Here is a 17,770-nt window from a genome sequence, read left to right on the forward strand (position 1 = left end):
TATAGTTGACAATTGTTAGTTATTTGATTATAATTTGTTTCGTACTTGGAATGATAATCATTTTCAACGGTTATTCTAAGAATATAGTGTGTTATGAGGATTATATATGAAACTATGGATTTTAATAATTGCAACTATTATTCTGTCATTTATATCTTTATTTATAGGTGCGATTGATATCAAGATTAGTCATCTGTTAGATTGGCAATCTGATGAAGCGCAACTTTTCTTCATCAGCCGAGTTCCTCGTTTAATGGCAATTATCTTAGCAGGAGCTGGAATGAGTATTGCGGGCTTAATTATGCAATCATTAAGTCGTAATAAATTTGTATCACCAACGACAGCCGGTACATTAGATGCTGCGAAGCTTGGAATTTTAATTTCAATGTTATTTATTACAAACGTTACATATACGCAACAAATTATTTTTAGTTTCGCATTTGCTCTAGTCGGAACATTGGTGTTTATGCAAATTCTAGACAAAATTAAGTTTAAGGATGCCATTTTTGTACCCTTAATTGGTATCATGTACGGAAATATTTTATCATCTATTACAACTTTTTTTGCTTATGAAGCAGATCTTATCCAAAATATTTCTGCATGGTTAATGGGAAGTTTTACATTAATTATATCTGGTCGATATGAATTGCTCTATGTCAGTATACCTGCTGTTATCTTAGCCTATTTGTACGCTAATAAATTTACAGTCGCAGGTATGGGAGAAGAGTTCGCGAAAAATTTAGGGTTAAGTTATAAAGTAGTATTAAATATAGGACTTATTCTTGTTGCCGTAATTTCTACAACAGTAGTGCTTACTGTAGGAGTTATCCCTTTCTTAGGGTTGATTGTACCTAATATTGTCTCTATCTATTTAGGTGATAATTTACGGAAAATCATACCACATACGATGTTATTAGGTGTTGTTTTCTTATTAATATGTGACATTATTGGTCGTATTATTATTCACCCTTATGAGATTCCAGTTAATGTTACAGTGGCAGTAATCGGCAGTGCGATCTTCTTAATCATGTTATTTAGGGGGAGAGCATATGCGAAATAGTACAAAATTGATTTTATTATTTATATTGGTAATTATCAGTGTTTTATTGTATGGATTTTATGATATAAAAGGTGGATTTGATTATGCTTTCCCTAGACGTATGATTCGTGTAGCTGCCATGGTCATTACCGGGGTTGCCATTTCTTATGCAACAGTTGTTTTCCAAACGATCACACATAATCGTATTTTAACTCCTTCGGTTATGGGAATCGGTTCAATGTATGAGGTAGTGCAAACAGTAATCTACTTTTTTGCAGGATCGATGTCGATTTGGATAGTTAATAAATATTTAAATTTTGGTGCAGCACTCGTAGCTATGGTGATATTTGCATTATTACTGTATCGTTTCCTATTTCGTGCTGATAAATATCCAATTTACTTATTGTTATTAATAGGAATGATTATTGGTACACTTCTAGGAAGTTTAGTGACCTTTCTACAAGTATTGATTGATCCAGTTGAATATTTGGGGCTTCAATCACTTTTATTTGCCTCTTTTACAAAAGTAAAAGCAGAGTTGTTATATATTGCGTTTGGAATTTTGTTTATTTCGTTTATATACGGTTCATTTATTATGAAAAAATTAGACGTAATGTCACTAGGTCGTGAAAACGCAATTAATTTAGGGATAAATTATGACCGTATGGTAATGAACATTCTTATATTATCATCAATCTTAATTGCTACTTCTACTGCACTAGTAGGATCGATTACTTTCTTTGGTTTAATTGTAGCAAACTTGTCATACCAATTTTTTGTCACTTATAAGCATTCCGTTTTAATTATAGGAGCAAGTTTATTTAGTATTTTGGCATTGGTAGGTGGCCAATTTCTAGTTGAACATGTATTGGAATTACGTACAACAATAAGTGTAATCATTAACTTTGTTGGTGGTATTTACTTTATTTATCTATTATTAAAAGAAAGTAGGGATACAGCATGATAGAAATCAAGGGACTAACGAAACAATTTGGTAAAAAGTCTGTTGTAGATGACGTTTCCGTTGCTATTCAACCAGGAACGATTACATCGTTTATCGGACCGAATGGTGCTGGTAAATCTACACTTCTTTCAATGGTGAGTAGGTTATTGGATGCAGATACAGGAGAAGTGTTACTTGATAAAAACAACGTAAAAAAATGGAAGTCTACTGAATTTGCCAAGCGTGTTTCGATACTGAGACAAGCGAATTATATCAATGTTCGTTTAACAGTTCGTGAACTTGTTGCTTTTGGTCGTTATCCATACTCTAAGGGAAGATTAAATGCAGAAGATAATAGATTTGTTGATCAGGCGATGGAATATATGAATCTAACCGATATGCAAAATCAATTTCTAGATGAATTATCTGGAGGACAAAAGCAACGTGCTTTTATTGCGATGGTTATTGCACAAGATACAGACTATATTCTACTTGATGAACCTTTAAATAACTTAGATATGAAGCATTCTGTTCAAATTATGAAAATATTACGTAAGCTTGTAAATGAGTTAGGAAGAACAGTAGTTATCGTATTGCACGATATCAACTTTGCTTCTGTTTATTCAGATCAAATTGTTGCATTGAAAAATGGTAAACTTGTCAAAAATGGGCCAACGAATGACATTATAAATTCAGATGCGTTAAGAGAAATTTACGATATGGATATCCCGATTCAGGAACAAGATGGATGTCGAATATGTGTCTATTTTAACTCACATACAGGCTCTTAATAAATAGGATTAGAATGTCTAAAGGATAAGATTGGATCCTTTAGACTGTTTTTTGGAAAAAATTTAAAATGGTATTGACGAGAATGACTTTCAATTGTATAATGATAATCGTTGTCATTGATAATGATTATCATTATTAAAAAATATACATAAGGAGAGAGAAGTATGAAGAAGTGGCTATTAGCTTTATTACTTTTAGTTTTCGCAGTTGTGCTTGCAGCTTGCGGTGCTGATGAAGAGGGAGCAACAGATGAGGCAACAGCTTCAGAAGATCAAGAAGAAAATCAAGCTTCAGAAGATAATGCAACAGAAAGTGATGAAACAACAGAGGATGAGAATGCTGCTTATCCTATGACTATATCTCCAACTATCTCATCATCAGAGGGCAGAGATGGTACAGCATATGAATTTGCAGATGTTGAATTTGAAGAAATGCCAGAAAATATTGTAGTGTTTGACTATGGTTTCTTAGATACACTAGATGCACTTGGCGTTGAAGGAATCGTAGGGGTAGCAAATGGGAATACATTGCCATCTCATTTAGAAGATTATGCATCTGATGATTATACTAACATTGGAAGTTTAAAAGAGCCATTACTTGAGGATATCGCTGCATTAGAACCAGATGTAATTTTTATCTCTGGTCGTCAGTCAGCATTTTATGATCAATTAAAAGAAATTACTCCAAATGTAGTATTTATTGGTACTCAACAAGATGATTATTGGAATACATTCTTAGAGTCAGTAGATATAGCAGCAAAAATCTTCAATAAAGAAGCAGAAGCTGAAGAGTATCTGTCTAAATTTGATTCAGCCTTAGAAGAAATAGAATCTTTAGCAGGAAACTATGAAACTAGCTTAGTAACAATGTACAATGAAGGAAGCTTATCTGGTTTCGCATCCAATTCTCGCTTCGGTTATATTTATGATGTATATGGTTTTGAACCAGTAACGGAAGATATTGAGTCTTCTTCTCACGGATCTAATTTCGGATTCGAAGCAATTTTAGAATTCGATCCAGAAGTGTTATTCGTTATCGACCGGACAGCGGCAATAAATGGTGAATCCAATATCGATGCTGATATGGAAAATGACATCATAAAACAAACAACAGCTTATGAAAATGAACAAATTATTTACTTAGATGGTGCGCTATGGTACTTAAGTGGTGGCGGTCTTCAATCAGAACTTGCAAAAATCGAAGAAATTACTACGGAACTAAGTGAATAATCATTTATCACGGTGCTAAACGTCTGTACGACCTCGCTTCAACCTACAAGTAACACATGAATAAGTTATGGAATAACAGACGTTAACACCTGATAATTTTCCTAATGATCAGAGTGGATCAATCTTCCCCACTGACCATAGCCAAGATTTATAAGGACTGTTTCAGAGTGTCAGTTAACACTGATGCTCTGACAGTCCTTTTTCTATTGTAAATACGTGTTTACGATACTAGGTTACTTACCGCATCAGCAGGCATCAGGGTACTAATCGTCTCTAGGTTTCCCACTTCAAGCTTCAAATTAATCAAGGGGATTCATATGCTAACATCCTGATCATAGTTTTACTTTATGAGATCAAAGTGTAAGAAAACTATCTTTATTAATCACTTTCAAAAATCATGCTGTCTACATCACAGATATTTCCGTGGTGTTTATTCATTTGTATAGAATGTTCAAAATTACCTAAATAGGCAAAAATGCTTATATTATTAGACGGGTTATATGATATAATAGTAGTTAAATATCATAAAATTCACTTAGAATTGATGAATCCTGTTGTGTATTGTCTTATCATTAGGTATTATGGAATATGAGAACTAATTAAATTTTACTAGATAAGATTAAGGGGAAATGAATATGTCATCATCAACTGAAGTGAATACAAATGAGGTCATCAAAGAGTTATATAATGGTTCTGTCCAATCCATCAAAAATGTTGTACCAGTTGAGCATCAGTTCGAATCACCAAAAATGACGACCAATCCATTGAATGTAAAGTATGGCGTATTGATTGGGTATAGTGGAACATTCAAAGGCGATTTATTAATTCAAGCGGATCATCATGTATTCAGTTCGATTGGAGAAGCATTGTATGGAATGCAATTGTCAGAAGATATGTTAGATTCCTTCTCAGGAGAACTAGGTAATATGTTGGCTGGGGGGCTTTCTACTCACTTAGCAAATGCAGGAATTGATACAGATATTACGCACCCAACTATTATTAGTGGTAGTGCTAATTTATCTGGTTTTAAAAGAGTACTTGAGGTAGAAATCCACTATCCAAGCATTGGTGATATGAAAATGTCACTTCTATTAAATCAATAAAGGCTGGTGACGCTATAATGGAAAGTTTAATAACCAAAACAATTATTTTTAAATTAAAGAATCAAGAATACGGTGCAAATATTGATCAAATTCGATCTATTGAAAGGCTAGAAGAGATTGTTTCATTACCACAGACATCTGATTTTATTAAAGGAATTATCAATTTGCGTGGTAATGTGACTCCGATTATTGATTTGCGTACGCGACTAGGTATGGCAGAGGCTAAGCCTACGGAACAGACGAGAGTACTAATTGCTAATGTTCGTGAAGTACAGGTAGGTTTAATTGTGGATGAAGCGACAGATGTAATTGATATTTCAGCAGAAGTAGTGGAAGATGCACCAGAGTTGGTGAAAGGTGTTGATTATCAATATATAAAAGGAGTAGCCAAGCTAGCTGATCGAGGGATGTTACTTTTATTAGATCTTGATTATGTGTTAAGTTTGGATGAAATCAACGAAGTACAACAAGTAGCAGATGAATAAGAAATTTACATTTATCAACGGAGGGGAATACTTTGGCACGAGTGTTAATTGTAGATGATGCTGCATTTATGCGCATGCAATTAAAAAATATATTTACGAATTTAGGACATGAGGTAGTTGGAGAAGCAGAGAACGGACAACAAGCAGCAAGTATGTATGAAGAGTTACAACCTGATATTGTTTCCATGGATATTACAATGCCAGAAATGAACGGGGTAGAAGCAACGAAAGAGATTAAAGGTAAAGATGCCAATGCAACGATTATTATGTGTTCAGCGATGGGACAACAACAAATGGTATTAGATGCTATAAAAGCAGGGGCATCTGATTTTATCGTAAAACCATTTACAGAAGACCGTGTAAAAGAAACGTTGGATAAATTATTCTAAATAATAGAAGCTGTACGATAGCTTTATTGTCGTATAGAAAAACCCGTTTTCAGTCTAGAAAACGGGTTTTTGCTCGTAAGGTTAGAAATTATTGGTAGCACAGCTTCTATAAACAAGTAAAAAGGAAAAGGTTAATTAAAAAAGCAAGGATAGTTATTCAGATGGACTTGTCATTTTAAAGATAGCTAGTGCATGGCAACCCTGCAACTGAGTGTTTCGCGGATACCCACGGAGGGAAGTGGGCAAGCCGGAGTAGTGGTTATACGGTCTATATATGTCATAATGGCTAACTTAGCATTTAGCTTGCTTTCATGCTTCGAACATCATATTTCTGCTTTACTAAAACAACATACGGCCGTAATGCTTGAATAATAACACCAGTAACTAGAGCGTTAATTAAGGTGCCGATTCCGACATCGCCTTGAAACAGCAGGGCGACGATCACTAAGGCAATACTGATGATAGCACGAGATTTACCAAACGATAAGCCGGTTTTATCCGTTATGATAACCATGGAGCGATCCATCGGATTTGGTGCAAAGCTAGACTCTAGATAGATAGCAATACCGATTCCGCTGAAAATGATCCCAAGTAGTAGTATGACTGATTGCTCCAACCAATTGTCAGGTGTCAGCCAAGTCCCTTGGATAAATAACCATGAATCAATTCCAAGACCTGTGATGAATGAAGTTAACATGGCGAACCATTCAGGTCTTGCTTTAATTGCCATCGCATTGATCATGACGATGGTAAAGCCAACGATGATTTCCCAGCTTCCAATCGATAATCCGAATGTTCGATACAAACCAACGAGTAAAGCATCAAAAGGTGATGCTCCTAATTGTGATTGAATCGTTAACGATATACCTAGTGTTAACGTAATAATACCTATGATATATATAACAAATGATCGTGCCATTTTTGGTAACATATTATTCTCCTCCTAGCACGATATACTATAACAAAAAAATGGCACGAAAGAAACAAAGGGAGTCTCTTTATTGTACGATATTACTTAAATCTAACTCGAATGAGATGTCAGGGGTAATCGTTATTTCTGGATATTGTGATTCCCATTCTTTTCGATTCCAATCTCTGAATTTACTTTTGGCAGAAGCGCCAACCATGAGAGGATCAATCTCTAGCTCTTGAAAAGTCTGGATTAATTGCTTACTTTCTTCTTTCAGCTTTTTAGAAACAGCCTGTTCCAGTTCTTTCTTTTTAGCAAATGTTTTGACCCCCTCTTTTTTTGATTCGGTTAACGTACCTATGATATCAGCCTTAATGACTACCTCATTTTTTGATTTCCAATGTATACTTCTTGTCGAGCGAATCGAGCTAATGGCAATAGTCTCGCTTTTTTCTTCCCATTCGAATTCATACGTATGATCTTCACAATCTTGGTACAATAATTTAAAAATAAAAAATTGCTCATAGGGAATTCGATGGACTAATTTATCATCTTTCATCATGCCTAAAGCTGCTATATCGATAGAAGTTTCACTTTGTTCTAAGATAGGAAGGAAAGGATCCATCCCATCCCCAATTAAACGATAATTAAATTGATGTAAATTCATTTTTGGAATATTTGATTTACTATTATTTTCAATCAGTTTTTCGATGAACCGTGAAAGTGTTAACTCCATCTTATACTCCGTCTTTAATAGTGTTTCTGTATCTCCTTGTGTAATCGCTACATTAATATCACGTCCGATATCTGGGGCTTCATTAATTGCGTGAATAATTTCCTCAACTCCATTAGTTACGAGATCTTCGCTAAATAGAATAGCTAAAATATTGCCAACTTCTACTTGAAATGGTGCTTCCGTCTGAATAAAAGAATTAATCTCCTGAAGAGTTTTAGCTTCGCCAGTATAGCGGATATTTTCACCCAATTCTGCTTGTTCACTTCTACCGTATACTGGAGCAACAGCGATCCCTTTATATTTTTCTGTAGCTGGATCCCAATCGAAACCATATGTCATGATTAATTCGACATCATCAAGTATTTTCGTTTTGACACAACCTGTTAATACTAAGCAACACAACAATATAAGCCATATGTTATTTGTTCGCATGTTTTTTCTTCACTCCTGATGCAATTTTATGGCAAACATATAGTAAAGGAATATAGCCAAATAATAGGACCATACCAACTCTTGACAGAGTGAGTGTTATTTTTTCGATAATAAGAAAATTGTGAATGAAAAAAATACTTGAAATCCCTATAAGTGCACAAAAAATGCTAATTTTTCGAAAGGTGAAAGTAGTTATCCGATGAAAACATTGCATACTTGCCCAAAAATAAAGACAACTAGTTGCTATGATGGCGATCATGTGTAAGCTAATTCCCACATATTCAAACCTTTCGATAATCGGGAAGTTAATAACCTTCCATAATTGTAGAGTTGGCCAAGATATAAACTGAATATGCTGCTCATTGTAATACATAAATATCGCAATGGCCGAAAAAAAATAGACTATAGTTGTAAAAATATTACTTGAAACGGCCCACTTTAATCCTGATTGAAAACGATGTATAAACGGTGCGTAAATTAAAATTAATTCAATACCTAATAAACTAAAGGACATTGGTTCCATAGCAAGGATGATATCTTTTGGTGGGGTGTTAAAGACAGGTAATAAATTATTAAAATGACCATCCGTAAAAGCTTTGTATTTGAATATGGCTAAAAATCCGGTGACAAAGACACTAAAAAACGCGAATCCGACCACGATGCGAAATCCACCTAAACTAATATATAGGATTAACATGACTAAAATAAACATAAAAAAATAGATCGACATATCAGGGAAGAACCAAATCTGAATAATTTCAATATAGGAAACTAATACAGTCATGGAGATAGCGAACAGATATAAACTGAATATAAAAGTTAACAATTTTCCGAATAGATTACCAAATATAAACTGATGAATTGTCATGAAGTCAGCTTGTTCCTCTCCGACTATTCTCCAAATAATTACAACAACAAAGGTTGTCAGTACACCGGTTAGAATAATACTAATCCAAGCATCATAACCAGCAATACGCGCAATGTGGCGTTCAAAGCTTAAAATCCCTTCTCCGATTTGAGTTGCATGAACAATATAGAGCAATAAAAACGGGGAAACCATTTGTGTGATGTCCGGTTTAAAATGATTCATGATCAACCTACTTTCGCTTACCTCGTTTTAACTTCGTTCTGTTAGTATTAATCCGATGCTTGTCAGTTGCTGTGGTAATAACAGGTCTTGACCCTTGTACATTAAATGGAAATCGAATTACAGCGTCTTTCAAGTCTCGCCAACGAGGAGGATATAAAGGCTCCAGGAACGGTCTTCCGAGTGAAGTTAATCTTAGGAGATGTGTGACGAGAAACATAGCCGCAATTGTAATCCCGACAAGCCCCCACATTTGGGCAAATATAATAAATGGAAAACGCAGTAATCGTATAGTATTACCAATCCGGTAGATAGGTGTAGTAAAGGATGCCAGTGCGGCTAATGCGATTAATATAAGTAGCACATTACTTGTTAGCCCTGCTTCTACTGCTGCTGTCCCGATCACAATACCACCAACAATACCAATTGTTTGGCCGATCTTCGTAGGAAGACGTGCCCCAGCTTCACGTAATAGCTCGATTGTTAATTCTAATATTAAAACCTCCAGTATCGGAGGGAATGGAATGTCCTTTCTAGAGGAAATTAAGGTTCCTAAAAGGTCTCCAGGAACAATATGATAATGATAAGTTAACACGGCAACATACATCGGTGTAATTAGAACAGAAAAGATAACTGCAAAAATACGAATAATTCGAAATGCACTGGCAATCGGCCATGTTAAAAAGTAATCTTCATAGGAAGCAAAAAATTCAACTAGTGTAGTCGGTGCTATTAGTACGTGTGGAGATCCATCAACGACGATTGCCACTTTTCCTTCCACTAAAGCACTACTAACCCGGTCTGGGCGTTCAGTATCCATTAATTGTGGGAAAGGCGATTGAGCATTATCAGATATCATCTGAGAAACAAAGGAACTGTCCATAATCTGGTCATATTCAATATCGGAAATTCTTTGTATGATGGTATCAACATTATCTTGATTAGCGATTCCATCTATATAGGTAATCGCTACATTTGTTTTGGTCACTTTCCCTACTTCAACGTTCTTAACATGTAATTGTGGTAGCTTTACTCTTTTCCGAATGAGGTTAATGTTTGTATTGATATCCTCGATGAAAGCGAGCTTAGGACCGATAACACTGAATTCGATCTCAGGTTGAGCTACTTGCCGATCGACTTCAAACTTTGCGGGAATCAGTAATATATTTTGACTATTATTCGTAAGTTTTAGTCCCATATAACCAGTTAGTAATTTATCTTCAATTGTGGTTAAATCTGAAGTTATTTCTGTCTCTGAAAAAGGTAGTAAGTTTTCTAATACTTCAATTTTATCAATCTTAGTGTCTTCTAATTTTTCGAAGAGTGTAACTTCAATCTTGTCTAAATTGATTAACGATTGATAATAAAAGACTTCAATATTATTTATATTCCCTAACTTAAAATGCTTAAAATCATCACTTGCTTGCATGACATGGAATAAGTCATCAAAATTGGTTACATCTTTTTTAGATTGTTTATTTTGATTGCGTTTGTGGGAGAATTTTTTTCTTATCATGATAATACCTCTTGGTGAAAGATTATTGTTAGTATGTGTTGTTTGACTTTTAACTATGCATCTATTCATTGATACGCACTGAGTAGATTAGTGGCAAAAATCAAGATAGTTCGCTATCATCAAAGTAGCATGGAAAGGAGGCAGAATTATGGACTTGTCAAGTAACTTTCTTCAGACAGATCGTCATGAAATGCTTTACCGGAAAGCAGAACAATTAGCAAAGAAAATCAAAAATAGAAGGCAACAAGCCGATAGTGAGGCAGCTTTGCCTAAAGAAAATATCGAAGAGTTACGCAACGATAACTATTTATCCTTAACGTTACCAAAAGAATATGGTGGAGAATCGCTATCCTTATATGAATTTTTGCTTATCCAGGAGAGATTAGCAGAAGGTGATGGGGCAACAGCTTTGTCTATAGGTTGGCATTTGGGAGTAGTTAAAGAGTTAAGCGAAGAGAACTTATGGGATCGACAAAAATTTGATTACATTGCCAAAGAAATAGGGGAGAAACAAAAGCTAGTAAACCGCTGTGCTACAGAACCTGCAACTGGAAGTCCAACCCGTGGCGGAATTCCGGAAACTACTGCTGTTTTAGATGGGGAAGAATATGTTATTAATGGTAAAAAGACTTTTACAACAATGGCATTAGAGCTAGATTATTATATTGTCACAGCTTATGTGAAAGAGAAAGATGCTGTCGGTTCGATTCTAATTCCGAAAGAGACAGAAGGTCTTCGTGTTGAGAAAACATGGGATACGTTAGGTATGCGCGGAACAGGAAGTGACGATCTAATTCTGGAGAATGTACGTGTTTCAAAAGATAACTTAGTAGAAGTAAGTGATCAACCAAAGCGCCCCGGCCCCAAAGGGTGGCTATTACATATTCCAGCCTGTTACTTAGGCATCGCAATGGCAGCTCGCAATGATGTGATTCAATTTGCCAAAGAATTTCAACCCAATAGTTTAAATAAGCCGATATCTGAAGTGGAACATGTTCGGAATAAAGTGGGGGAAATAGACTTAAAGTTATTACAGGCACGTTACTTTATGTATAGTGTTGCAGAGAAATGGGATATATATCCAAATAAACGAAGACAGTTAATGAAAGAATTGGGGGCTGTAAAGTTAGTTGCTACTAATAGTGCTAATGAAGTAGTCGATCTTGTGATGCGAATTGTTGGGGGACGTGGCTTGTCTAAAAATATGCCCTTTGAGCAATATTACCGAGATGTGCGAGCAGGGCTTCATAATCCACCGATGGATGACATGGTCATCTCTTCATTAGCCAAAAACGCATTTTCATAATATTTAATCCGACATAATCAATCAGTTCTTATTTGTAGAAGCTACAAATAAGAAGTTGTGAAAATTTGTCTTGGTGTAGCTTGTTCCATTCTGACTACAGATGAGTGCTTTAAAACGCTCCTGCAGAATACTCCGCTTTCCGCAGCGACGGTCAAGCACTCATCAACAAAAGAATGGTAGAAGGCAAATCCATGTCCACATTATTTAGCAGTATATATATTTTGTTTGTATTTTTTAATTTTGGCGTACTACGTTAAGTTCTGTTTGACATGGTTTATATTGCTAATATAAAAAGCATGCTTAGTTGTTTAAGCATGCTTTTGGTTGGTTTTGGTATCTTCTAATATAAATTGATAAGTGCTGAGTAATTCTTCAAAACGGTCTTCCCAACGTTGTTTTTGCGCATATCGAACGGCATTCTGTTTCAATTGCTTTCGCCAATCTTCATCATTCAATATTGAATGAATAGCATTAATATAAGATTCTAAATGATTGCTATTACATAATTTTCCTGTAAAACCCTCTTGCACGATACTTTTTACGCCACCTTCATTAGCCGCAACTACTGGTGTTCCTGTTGCTAGTGCTTCTAAAACTACATTTCCAAATGTTTCTGTTTCAGAAGGAAATACAAATAAATCACTGGTGGAAACAATTTTAGCTACATCGTTTTGTGGTAAAAAACCAGTATATGTTACATTTTGCTGCCAGTCATTATTTAGGCTATTTTTAGATGGACCATCACCAACAATAAGCCAGTGGATGTTATCTTGTAGCTCGGAAGGAAGTTGTTTTGCAATCTGTGGTAGGATTTCTACGTTTTTTTCTGGTGCTAACCGACCAACATAACTTAAAATATAGCGTTCCTTAATATTATATTTCTTTCTAATTTTTTCAGCCGAGTAATATGGATGAAAAACGTTTGTATCAACACCGCGCTGCCAAATTTGCAAACGCTGAAATCCTTTTTCTTGTAATTGTTGGTAGGTTACAGAAGACGGTACGAATATTCGAAGTAATGGTTGATGAAACCATTCCATATAACGCCAAAGTGCTTTCGATAGGAAGGTTAAATGATAGTATTTTAAATAATGATCAAAATCAGTATGGTAAGAACCAACAATGGGAATATTGTATTTTTTCGCAAGATGAAGACCAGTTAAACCAATAGAGAAGGGTGTAGCGACATGGATGATATCAGGCTGGAATTTTTTGATGATTTCTTTTAAATGGATAGTATTTGGCAAAGAAATACGACAATCTTTATAAAGCGGAAATGGAAAACTCGATTGACGGTAGATTTGCCCAGCGCTTATTTCTTTTCTTGGTTGTTTTGGTGAAATCACAATATAAGAATGATGACTTTGATCTAAATACTTCGTAAAACGCCCCAGTGTCTTGGCAACCCCATTAACATCTGGAAGAAAGGTATCAGTAAAGATAGCAATTTTCATATTGTCTCCCCCCTAGGAACTATTCCTTACTTCAACCATATGTCGAAAAAATGTAAAGAACAACATGAATATGTAAAATAAATGTAAAATAATCCTAACACAAATTCAGATAACGCTTTCAACGCGAAAAAAGTTTTTGCTATAATAGGAGTAGTAGGAAAGGGAGAATGCGGTATGTATCAAAAAATAATTCTAGCTGCAGATGGTTCTGAGCATGCATTAAGAGCGGCGGATCACGCTATTAAATTTGTGAAAAGTGTACCAGAGTACCGGTTAGATGTAGTTATTGTCATGAATAATGGAATGAAAAGAAAACAAGCGGTCAATATGGCGAGCTTGGTAGAAGAAAGATTAAAATTAACGAAACAAAAATTGAAAAAGGACAATGTTCATTTTCGAACAGTTATTTTAATTGGAGATCCGAAACAGGAAATTGTGAAATATGCAAAACGTGAAGAAGTTGACCTTTGTATTATGGGGAGTAGAGGATTAAATAGATTTCAAGAAATGGTTTTAGGGAGTGTCAGTCATAAAACAGCTAAACATATTAACTGTCCGATCATGATTATAAAGTAATGACTTTCCAAATAGTAAATATCGTAGTAAAACTGATCGCAACGGATCCGAACAGATAAAGGAGTGCTTTCTTCGATTGTTTTTGCTCCAGCATTTTAACAACCTCAATACTAAATGTGGAGTAAGTGGTAAATGCTCCACAAATTCCTACACCTAAAAAGTTCCATGTCCATAAAGAAATCCATTCTGCTTGATAAAATAGATAAGTAAAAGCAAAAAGGATGCTACCTGTAAAATTGGCAAGTAATGTACCTACAGGTAGCCAATATTTACTTGCGTTAAATTGCAGGCTTAACAGATATCTAAGGATGGCACCAATGAAGCCACCTAAACCAACGAACAAATAACTCATGTGATCTTCTCCTTGCTGATTGCTAACATAGCACCAATAATACTTAATCCTACACCACCGAGAATTTGTATCGCCAGATAAAGAATGAGCCATTCGGTGCTTCCATCGAAAAGCAATACGCTCTCTGCAATAAAGGTGGAAAAGGTAGTAAAAGATCCCAGCAGTCCTATTGTAAACGCCGTAAAGATAGCTGGCGACAACTTATATTTAAAAAAAGGATGAAATGTAACATATGCTAATACAAAACATCCGATTAAATTGACAATGGTTGTACCGACAGGAAAGCTGATATATGATACGGATTCTGCAATGATATAACGGAGAAGAGCTCCGAGTACCCCACCAATCCCAACTGCTAAAAATAGTTTTAATTCTTTCTTTTTCATTGACATGTAGGACAAAAACCGTAGATTTCAAATTTATGGTCGTCAATCATATACTGCTTTAGTTCCTCTGAGATTTCATCCATTGGACAGTGGTGAATTTCTTTGGTAACACCGCAGCTTTTACAAATAAAATGATGATGATGGTGATGATCACATTTAAGTCTGAAATGTTTTTCACCATTTAATTCAGTAGACTCTAAAATGCCTAGCTGATCAAATAAATGCAAGTTTCGATAAATTGTATCAAAGCTTATTCCTTCGTAATTCGGCTCCATATTCTGCAATAAGTCTCTTGCCGTACAATATCGATTTTCTTGTACAAAGAAATCAATCATGTGTTTTCGCTTATCCGTATATTTATAACCTTTTTCTTTTAAAATACCAAGTGCTTCCGTTGTATTCATTTGATCACCCCGTTTTTAAACGATGCTTTCTGCTATTTATATTTGCTATTACTTTTTTGGTTACAATCGTTGCTATTAATAAAAGAATGAGTAGCATGACGATCGTACCACCTGGTGGTATTTCTAAATAGTAACCAGACACTAACCCAAAAATAACAGCTGTTTCTCCATATATTATCGCATAAATTATCGTTTGTTTAAATCCTTTTGCAATACGAATACTAGCAGCAACAGGTAATGTCATTAATGCTGAAACTAATAAAACACCAACAATACGTATTGAAGCAGCAATCACGAGTGCAGTTAACACGATAAAAATAAAATGAATCCTTTTAGCATGTATACCAGTTACCACTGCTTGTTCTTCGTCAAAGGATAATAAAAACAGTTCCTTATATAAGAAAAATATAACCGTACAAACAATAACAGCAATAATGATAATACTGTATAAATCTTGTCTGCTTACTGCTGAAACAGAGCCAAATAAATAACTATATAAGTCTGTATTAAATCCATTTGCAACCGAAATAAAAATAACACTTAATCCGACGCCACCAGATAAAATAATCGGGATAGCCAATTCTTGAAAGGCAGTGTATACACGGCGTAATCGTTCAACAATGACAGAGCCAATAATGGAAAAACCTAATCCTGAATAAAAAGGTGTGATCAGTATAGCACCTGTCTTTTTTTCTAGTAGCAGTCCAAATGCAATTCCTGCAAGTGTGACGTGAGATAATGCATCAGCTATCAACGATAATCGTCGTACCACAATAAAAGCACCTAATAATGGGGCGATAATACCGATAATAATACCCGTAAAAAAAGTATTTCTTAAAAACTCATATTCGAATAAATTCATTAACATAATTGTTCCTCCATTAATGCTCATGGGTCACTAGGTGTAGGGGGTGACCGTAAAAATCCGATAGTTTATCTTTGGATAGTGTTTGGAACTCATTTGGATTACCATGAAAATGCAATGTTTTGTTCAAACAAGCTACTTTAGAGGCGTGATGTGTCATCGTTCCGATATCATGGGTTACTAATAATAAAGAGATGTTTTGCTGATTTAATTCATGTAATAAATCAAAAAACTTTTCTACATTCTCAGCATCAACACCGACAGTAGGTTCATCCAAGATTAACAATTTTGGGTCACTGACAAGCGCTCTCGCAATAAAAATTCGCTGTTGCTGACCTCCAGACAGTTCTCCAATATTTTCAGAAAGATAATCTGTCATTCCGACTTTTTCTACTGCTTCATAAATGTGTAGTTTATCTTGACGTGTTAATCTTCTGAAATAGCCTAACTTAGAAGTGAGCCCCATTGTTACGACTTCTTCTACTGTTGCTGGGAATCCACTGTTAAAGCTGTTTGCTTTTTGGGAAACATAACCTAGTTTACTTTTTTCTTTAAATTTCCGAATTGGTTGACCGAAAAGCTCGATTTTCCCGGCAGTTGGCTTTTCCATCCCTAACAATAGTTTGATTAAGGTAGTTTTACCTCCGCCATTGGGTCCTACAAGTCCAATAAAGTCACCTTCGTTTATAATAAAATTAACTTTTGATAAAGCTTGTCGCTCACCATAATGAAAGCTGACATTCTCCATCTCAACAATTGGTTTTATCATGTTTATCACCTTCGTTTTCAATCTTATCATATTGTATCGTAATCATTACGCTTTGTAAATTACCAAAAACGGACAGTGTGCTATAGATAAAGTGAGATTTTCTTCCGTATAATAACTTTTTCGATACTGTCATGAAATACCAATTAGATCATTTGCTTTTTATCTTATCTTTTCGTTAAAATAATAGCAACGAAAAGGAGGAGGGTAATACATGACAGTTCAGTTTTATTGGTATCCTAAATGTGGGACTTGCCGAAAAGCGAAGAAATGGTTAGATGAACATGAAGTTGATTATGAAGCTATACATATCGTAGACAACCCACCTAGCAAAGCAGAATTAAAAAAGATCATTGCTAAAAGTGGTTTACCATATAAAAAATTCTTTAACACAAGTGGTAAGAAATATCGAGAACTAGGCTTGAAGGATAAATTAAAGGAAGCTACAGAAAACGAAATGCTGGATTATCTCGCTTCAGACGGTATGTTGTTAAAAAGACCACTGACAGTTGGCGAAGACCAAGTGTCAGTTGGGTTTAAAGAAGAAACATTTGAGCAGACTTGGATTTAAATATACAATTTAGGAGGATTTTTCATGAGTTTACCTGAAAATTATCTATACTCAAAAGAGCATGAGTGGGTGAAAAAAGAAGAAGCTAAAGTAAGAATCGGTGTGACTGATCATGCACAATCAGAATTGGGAGATATTGTGTTTATTGAATTGCCAGAAGTGGGAGACGAAATCAAAACGGATGAACCATTTGGTAGTGCAGAATCAGTTAAAACTGTTTCAGAATTATATGCACCTGTTACAGGTAAAGTAGTGGAAGTAAATATCGAGTTAGAGGATAATCCGGAATTAGTAAATGAATCCCCATATGATAAAGCATGGATGATTGTAGTAGAACCAAGTAACCAGTCAGAATTAGATGATTTATTATCTGCTGAAGACTATGATAAGATGATTAATGAGGCGTAGCCAACAGGTAGCATTCGCATG

General features: G+C 35.1%; 21 protein-coding genes. 11 read left to right on the forward strand and 10 right to left on the reverse strand.

The features are described 5' to 3' along the window. The first annotated feature begins 106 nt into the window (after window positions 1–106). The 7 genes from J5J03_RS09370 (at window position 107) to J5J03_RS09400 (ending at window position 5,980) form a co-directional block, all read left to right on the forward strand. Window positions 107–1,060, forward strand: coding sequence for an ABC transporter permease (locus J5J03_RS09370; protein ID WP_208588998.1), 954 nt, complete (start codon window positions 107–109; stop codon window positions 1,058–1,060). Next, window positions 1,050–2,003, forward strand: a complete 954-nt coding sequence (locus tag J5J03_RS09375) for an iron chelate uptake ABC transporter family permease subunit (protein ID WP_208589001.1) — start codon at window positions 1,050–1,052, stop codon at window positions 2,001–2,003. Before J5J03_RS09370 ends, J5J03_RS09375 begins: the two co-directional genes overlap by 11 nt. After that, entirely contained in the window at window positions 2,000–2,773 is a 774-nt protein-coding gene (locus tag J5J03_RS09380) for an iron ABC transporter ATP-binding protein (protein ID WP_208589003.1), read from the forward strand. Before J5J03_RS09375 ends, J5J03_RS09380 begins: the two co-directional genes overlap by 4 nt. 165 nt (window positions 2,774–2,938) lie before the next feature. Further along, on the forward strand, window positions 2,939–4,003 hold the full coding sequence (locus J5J03_RS09385; RefSeq protein ID WP_208589005.1) for a siderophore ABC transporter substrate-binding protein: 1,065 nt from the start codon (window positions 2,939–2,941) through the stop codon (window positions 4,001–4,003). A 635-nt stretch (window positions 4,004–4,638) separates the two neighbouring features. Continuing rightward, window positions 4,639–5,106 carry a chemotaxis protein CheX gene (locus tag J5J03_RS09390; RefSeq protein WP_208589007.1) on the forward strand — a complete coding sequence of 156 codons (468 nt, stop codon included), beginning with the start codon at window positions 4,639–4,641 and terminating at the stop codon, window positions 5,104–5,106. A 17-nt stretch (window positions 5,107–5,123) separates the two neighbouring features. After that, on the forward strand, window positions 5,124–5,591 hold the full coding sequence (locus J5J03_RS09395) for a chemotaxis protein CheW (protein WP_208589010.1): 468 nt from the start codon (window positions 5,124–5,126) through the stop codon (window positions 5,589–5,591). A 32-nt stretch (window positions 5,592–5,623) separates the two neighbouring features. Further along, window positions 5,624–5,980 (forward strand): response regulator, encoded by a 357-nt coding sequence (locus J5J03_RS09400; RefSeq protein WP_208589011.1) that lies wholly within the window; start codon window positions 5,624–5,626, stop codon window positions 5,978–5,980. A 298-nt stretch (window positions 5,981–6,278) separates the two neighbouring features. On the opposite strand, the gene J5J03_RS09405 is transcribed toward J5J03_RS09400, so the two are convergent. The 4 genes from J5J03_RS09405 to J5J03_RS09420 form a co-directional block, all read right to left on the reverse strand. Beyond that, complete coding sequence (locus tag J5J03_RS09405) at window positions 6,279–6,911, reverse strand: YczE/YyaS/YitT family protein (RefSeq protein ID WP_208589014.1); 633 nt, start codon at window positions 6,909–6,911, stop codon at window positions 6,279–6,281. A gap of 67 nt (window positions 6,912–6,978) precedes the next feature. Continuing rightward, entirely contained in the window at window positions 6,979–8,058 is a 1,080-nt protein-coding gene (locus J5J03_RS09410) for a Ger(x)C family spore germination protein (protein WP_208589016.1), read from the reverse strand. Further along, complete coding sequence (locus J5J03_RS09415; RefSeq protein ID WP_208589018.1) at window positions 8,045–9,148, reverse strand: GerAB/ArcD/ProY family transporter; 1,104 nt, start codon at window positions 9,146–9,148, stop codon at window positions 8,045–8,047. Before J5J03_RS09415 ends, J5J03_RS09410 begins: the two co-directional genes overlap by 14 nt. 7 nt (window positions 9,149–9,155) lie before the next feature. Then, window positions 9,156–10,661: a spore germination protein gene (locus tag J5J03_RS09420; RefSeq protein ID WP_208589019.1), complete on the reverse strand. Its 1,506-nt coding sequence runs from the start codon at window positions 10,659–10,661 to the stop codon at window positions 9,156–9,158. A gap of 148 nt (window positions 10,662–10,809) precedes the next feature. Here J5J03_RS09420 and J5J03_RS09425 point away from each other — a divergent pair, with 148 nt between their 5' ends. Continuing rightward, window positions 10,810–11,967 carry an acyl-CoA dehydrogenase family protein gene (locus tag J5J03_RS09425; RefSeq protein ID WP_208589020.1) on the forward strand — a complete coding sequence of 386 codons (1,158 nt, stop codon included), beginning with the start codon at window positions 10,810–10,812 and terminating at the stop codon, window positions 11,965–11,967. Between the two features lie 308 nt (window positions 11,968–12,275). Here J5J03_RS09425 and J5J03_RS09430 read toward each other — a convergent pair whose 3' ends face one another. Continuing rightward, complete coding sequence (locus J5J03_RS09430) at window positions 12,276–13,421, reverse strand: glycosyltransferase family 4 protein (protein ID WP_208589021.1); 1,146 nt, start codon at window positions 13,419–13,421, stop codon at window positions 12,276–12,278. 174 nt (window positions 13,422–13,595) lie between these two features. On the opposite strand from J5J03_RS09430, the gene J5J03_RS09435 reads away from it, so the two are divergent. After that, the gene (locus tag J5J03_RS09435; protein WP_208589022.1) at window positions 13,596–13,997 is read left to right on the forward strand and encodes a universal stress protein; all 402 of its coding nucleotides are present in this window, start codon (window positions 13,596–13,598) and stop codon (window positions 13,995–13,997) included. Here J5J03_RS09435 and crcB read toward each other — a convergent pair. Genes crcB through J5J03_RS09460 form a run of 5 tightly spaced genes read right to left on the reverse strand, consistent with a single transcriptional unit; the run spans window position 13,987 to window position 16,773 of the window. Next, window positions 13,987–14,349, reverse strand: coding sequence for a fluoride efflux transporter CrcB (gene crcB, locus J5J03_RS09440; RefSeq protein WP_208589025.1), 363 nt, complete (start codon window positions 14,347–14,349; stop codon window positions 13,987–13,989). The genes J5J03_RS09435 and crcB overlap by 11 nt on opposite strands. Next, window positions 14,346–14,741 (reverse strand): fluoride efflux transporter FluC, encoded by a 396-nt coding sequence (locus tag J5J03_RS09445; protein WP_208589028.1) that lies wholly within the window; start codon window positions 14,739–14,741, stop codon window positions 14,346–14,348. The genes crcB and J5J03_RS09445 overlap by 4 nt, the downstream gene beginning before the upstream one ends. Then, on the reverse strand, window positions 14,732–15,139 hold the full coding sequence (locus J5J03_RS09450) for a Fur family transcriptional regulator (protein ID WP_208589030.1): 408 nt from the start codon (window positions 15,137–15,139) through the stop codon (window positions 14,732–14,734). Before J5J03_RS09450 ends, J5J03_RS09445 begins: the two co-directional genes overlap by 10 nt. 4 nt (window positions 15,140–15,143) lie before the next feature. Continuing rightward, the gene (locus J5J03_RS09455) at window positions 15,144–16,007 is read right to left on the reverse strand and encodes a metal ABC transporter permease (protein WP_208589031.1); all 864 of its coding nucleotides are present in this window, start codon (window positions 16,005–16,007) and stop codon (window positions 15,144–15,146) included. Between the two features lie 13 nt (window positions 16,008–16,020). Next, window positions 16,021–16,773 (reverse strand): metal ABC transporter ATP-binding protein, encoded by a 753-nt coding sequence (locus tag J5J03_RS09460; protein WP_208589032.1) that lies wholly within the window; start codon window positions 16,771–16,773, stop codon window positions 16,021–16,023. Window positions 16,774–16,984: 211 nt separating this feature from the next. On the opposite strand from J5J03_RS09460, the gene J5J03_RS09465 reads away from it, so the two are divergent. Together J5J03_RS09465 and gcvH are read left to right on the forward strand one after the other, a co-directional pair. Then, entirely contained in the window at window positions 16,985–17,341 is a 357-nt protein-coding gene (locus J5J03_RS09465) for an arsenate reductase family protein (protein ID WP_208589033.1), read from the forward strand. Between the two features lie 24 nt (window positions 17,342–17,365). Further along, window positions 17,366–17,749 (forward strand): glycine cleavage system protein GcvH, encoded by a 384-nt coding sequence (gene gcvH / locus J5J03_RS09470; RefSeq protein WP_208589034.1) that lies wholly within the window; start codon window positions 17,366–17,368, stop codon window positions 17,747–17,749. Window positions 17,750–17,770 lie beyond the last annotated feature (21 nt).

Source organism: Gracilibacillus suaedae (assembly GCF_017599345.1).
Lineage (GTDB): Bacteria > Bacillota > Bacilli > Bacillales > Amphibacillaceae > Gracilibacillus > Gracilibacillus suaedae.

What these genes read in the sequence shown, in the direction of transcription:
- J5J03_RS09370 (WP_208588998.1), top strand. Translation starts at nt 107, where the DNA reads ATGAAACTATGGATTTTAATAATTGCAACTATTATTCTGTCATTTATA.
- J5J03_RS09375 (WP_208589001.1), top strand. Translation starts at nt 1,050, where the DNA reads ATGCGAAATAGTACAAAATTGATTTTATTATTTATATTGGTAATTATC.
- J5J03_RS09380 (WP_208589003.1), top strand. Translation starts at nt 2,000, where the DNA reads ATGATAGAAATCAAGGGACTAACGAAACAATTTGGTAAAAAGTCTGTT.
- J5J03_RS09385 (WP_208589005.1), top strand. Translation starts at nt 2,939, where the DNA reads ATGAAGAAGTGGCTATTAGCTTTATTACTTTTAGTTTTCGCAGTTGTG.
- J5J03_RS09390 (WP_208589007.1), top strand. Translation starts at nt 4,639, where the DNA reads ATGTCATCATCAACTGAAGTGAATACAAATGAGGTCATCAAAGAGTTA.
- J5J03_RS09395 (WP_208589010.1), top strand. Translation starts at nt 5,124, where the DNA reads ATGGAAAGTTTAATAACCAAAACAATTATTTTTAAATTAAAGAATCAA.
- J5J03_RS09405 (WP_208589014.1), bottom strand. Translation starts at nt 6,911, where the DNA reads ATGTTACCAAAAATGGCACGATCATTTGTTATATATATCATAGGTATT.
- J5J03_RS09410 (WP_208589016.1), bottom strand. Translation starts at nt 8,058, where the DNA reads ATGCGAACAAATAACATATGGCTTATATTGTTGTGTTGCTTAGTATTA.
- J5J03_RS09415 (WP_208589018.1), bottom strand. Translation starts at nt 9,148, where the DNA reads ATGAATCATTTTAAACCGGACATCACACAAATGGTTTCCCCGTTTTTA.
- J5J03_RS09420 (WP_208589019.1), bottom strand. Translation starts at nt 10,661, where the DNA reads ATGATAAGAAAAAAATTCTCCCACAAACGCAATCAAAATAAACAATCT.
- J5J03_RS09425 (WP_208589020.1), top strand. Translation starts at nt 10,810, where the DNA reads ATGGACTTGTCAAGTAACTTTCTTCAGACAGATCGTCATGAAATGCTT.
- J5J03_RS09430 (WP_208589021.1), bottom strand. Translation starts at nt 13,421, where the DNA reads ATGAAAATTGCTATCTTTACTGATACCTTTCTTCCAGATGTTAATGGG.
- J5J03_RS09435 (WP_208589022.1), top strand. Translation starts at nt 13,596, where the DNA reads ATGTATCAAAAAATAATTCTAGCTGCAGATGGTTCTGAGCATGCATTA.
- crcB (WP_208589025.1), bottom strand. Translation starts at nt 14,349, where the DNA reads ATGAGTTATTTGTTCGTTGGTTTAGGTGGCTTCATTGGTGCCATCCTT.
- J5J03_RS09445 (WP_208589028.1), bottom strand. Translation starts at nt 14,741, where the DNA reads ATGTCAATGAAAAAGAAAGAATTAAAACTATTTTTAGCAGTTGGGATT.
- J5J03_RS09450 (WP_208589030.1), bottom strand. Translation starts at nt 15,139, where the DNA reads ATGAATACAACGGAAGCACTTGGTATTTTAAAAGAAAAAGGTTATAAA.
- J5J03_RS09455 (WP_208589031.1), bottom strand. Translation starts at nt 16,007, where the DNA reads ATGTTAATGAATTTATTCGAATATGAGTTTTTAAGAAATACTTTTTTT.
- J5J03_RS09460 (WP_208589032.1), bottom strand. Translation starts at nt 16,773, where the DNA reads ATGATAAAACCAATTGTTGAGATGGAGAATGTCAGCTTTCATTATGGT.
- J5J03_RS09465 (WP_208589033.1), top strand. Translation starts at nt 16,985, where the DNA reads ATGACAGTTCAGTTTTATTGGTATCCTAAATGTGGGACTTGCCGAAAA.
- gcvH (WP_208589034.1), top strand. Translation starts at nt 17,366, where the DNA reads ATGAGTTTACCTGAAAATTATCTATACTCAAAAGAGCATGAGTGGGTG.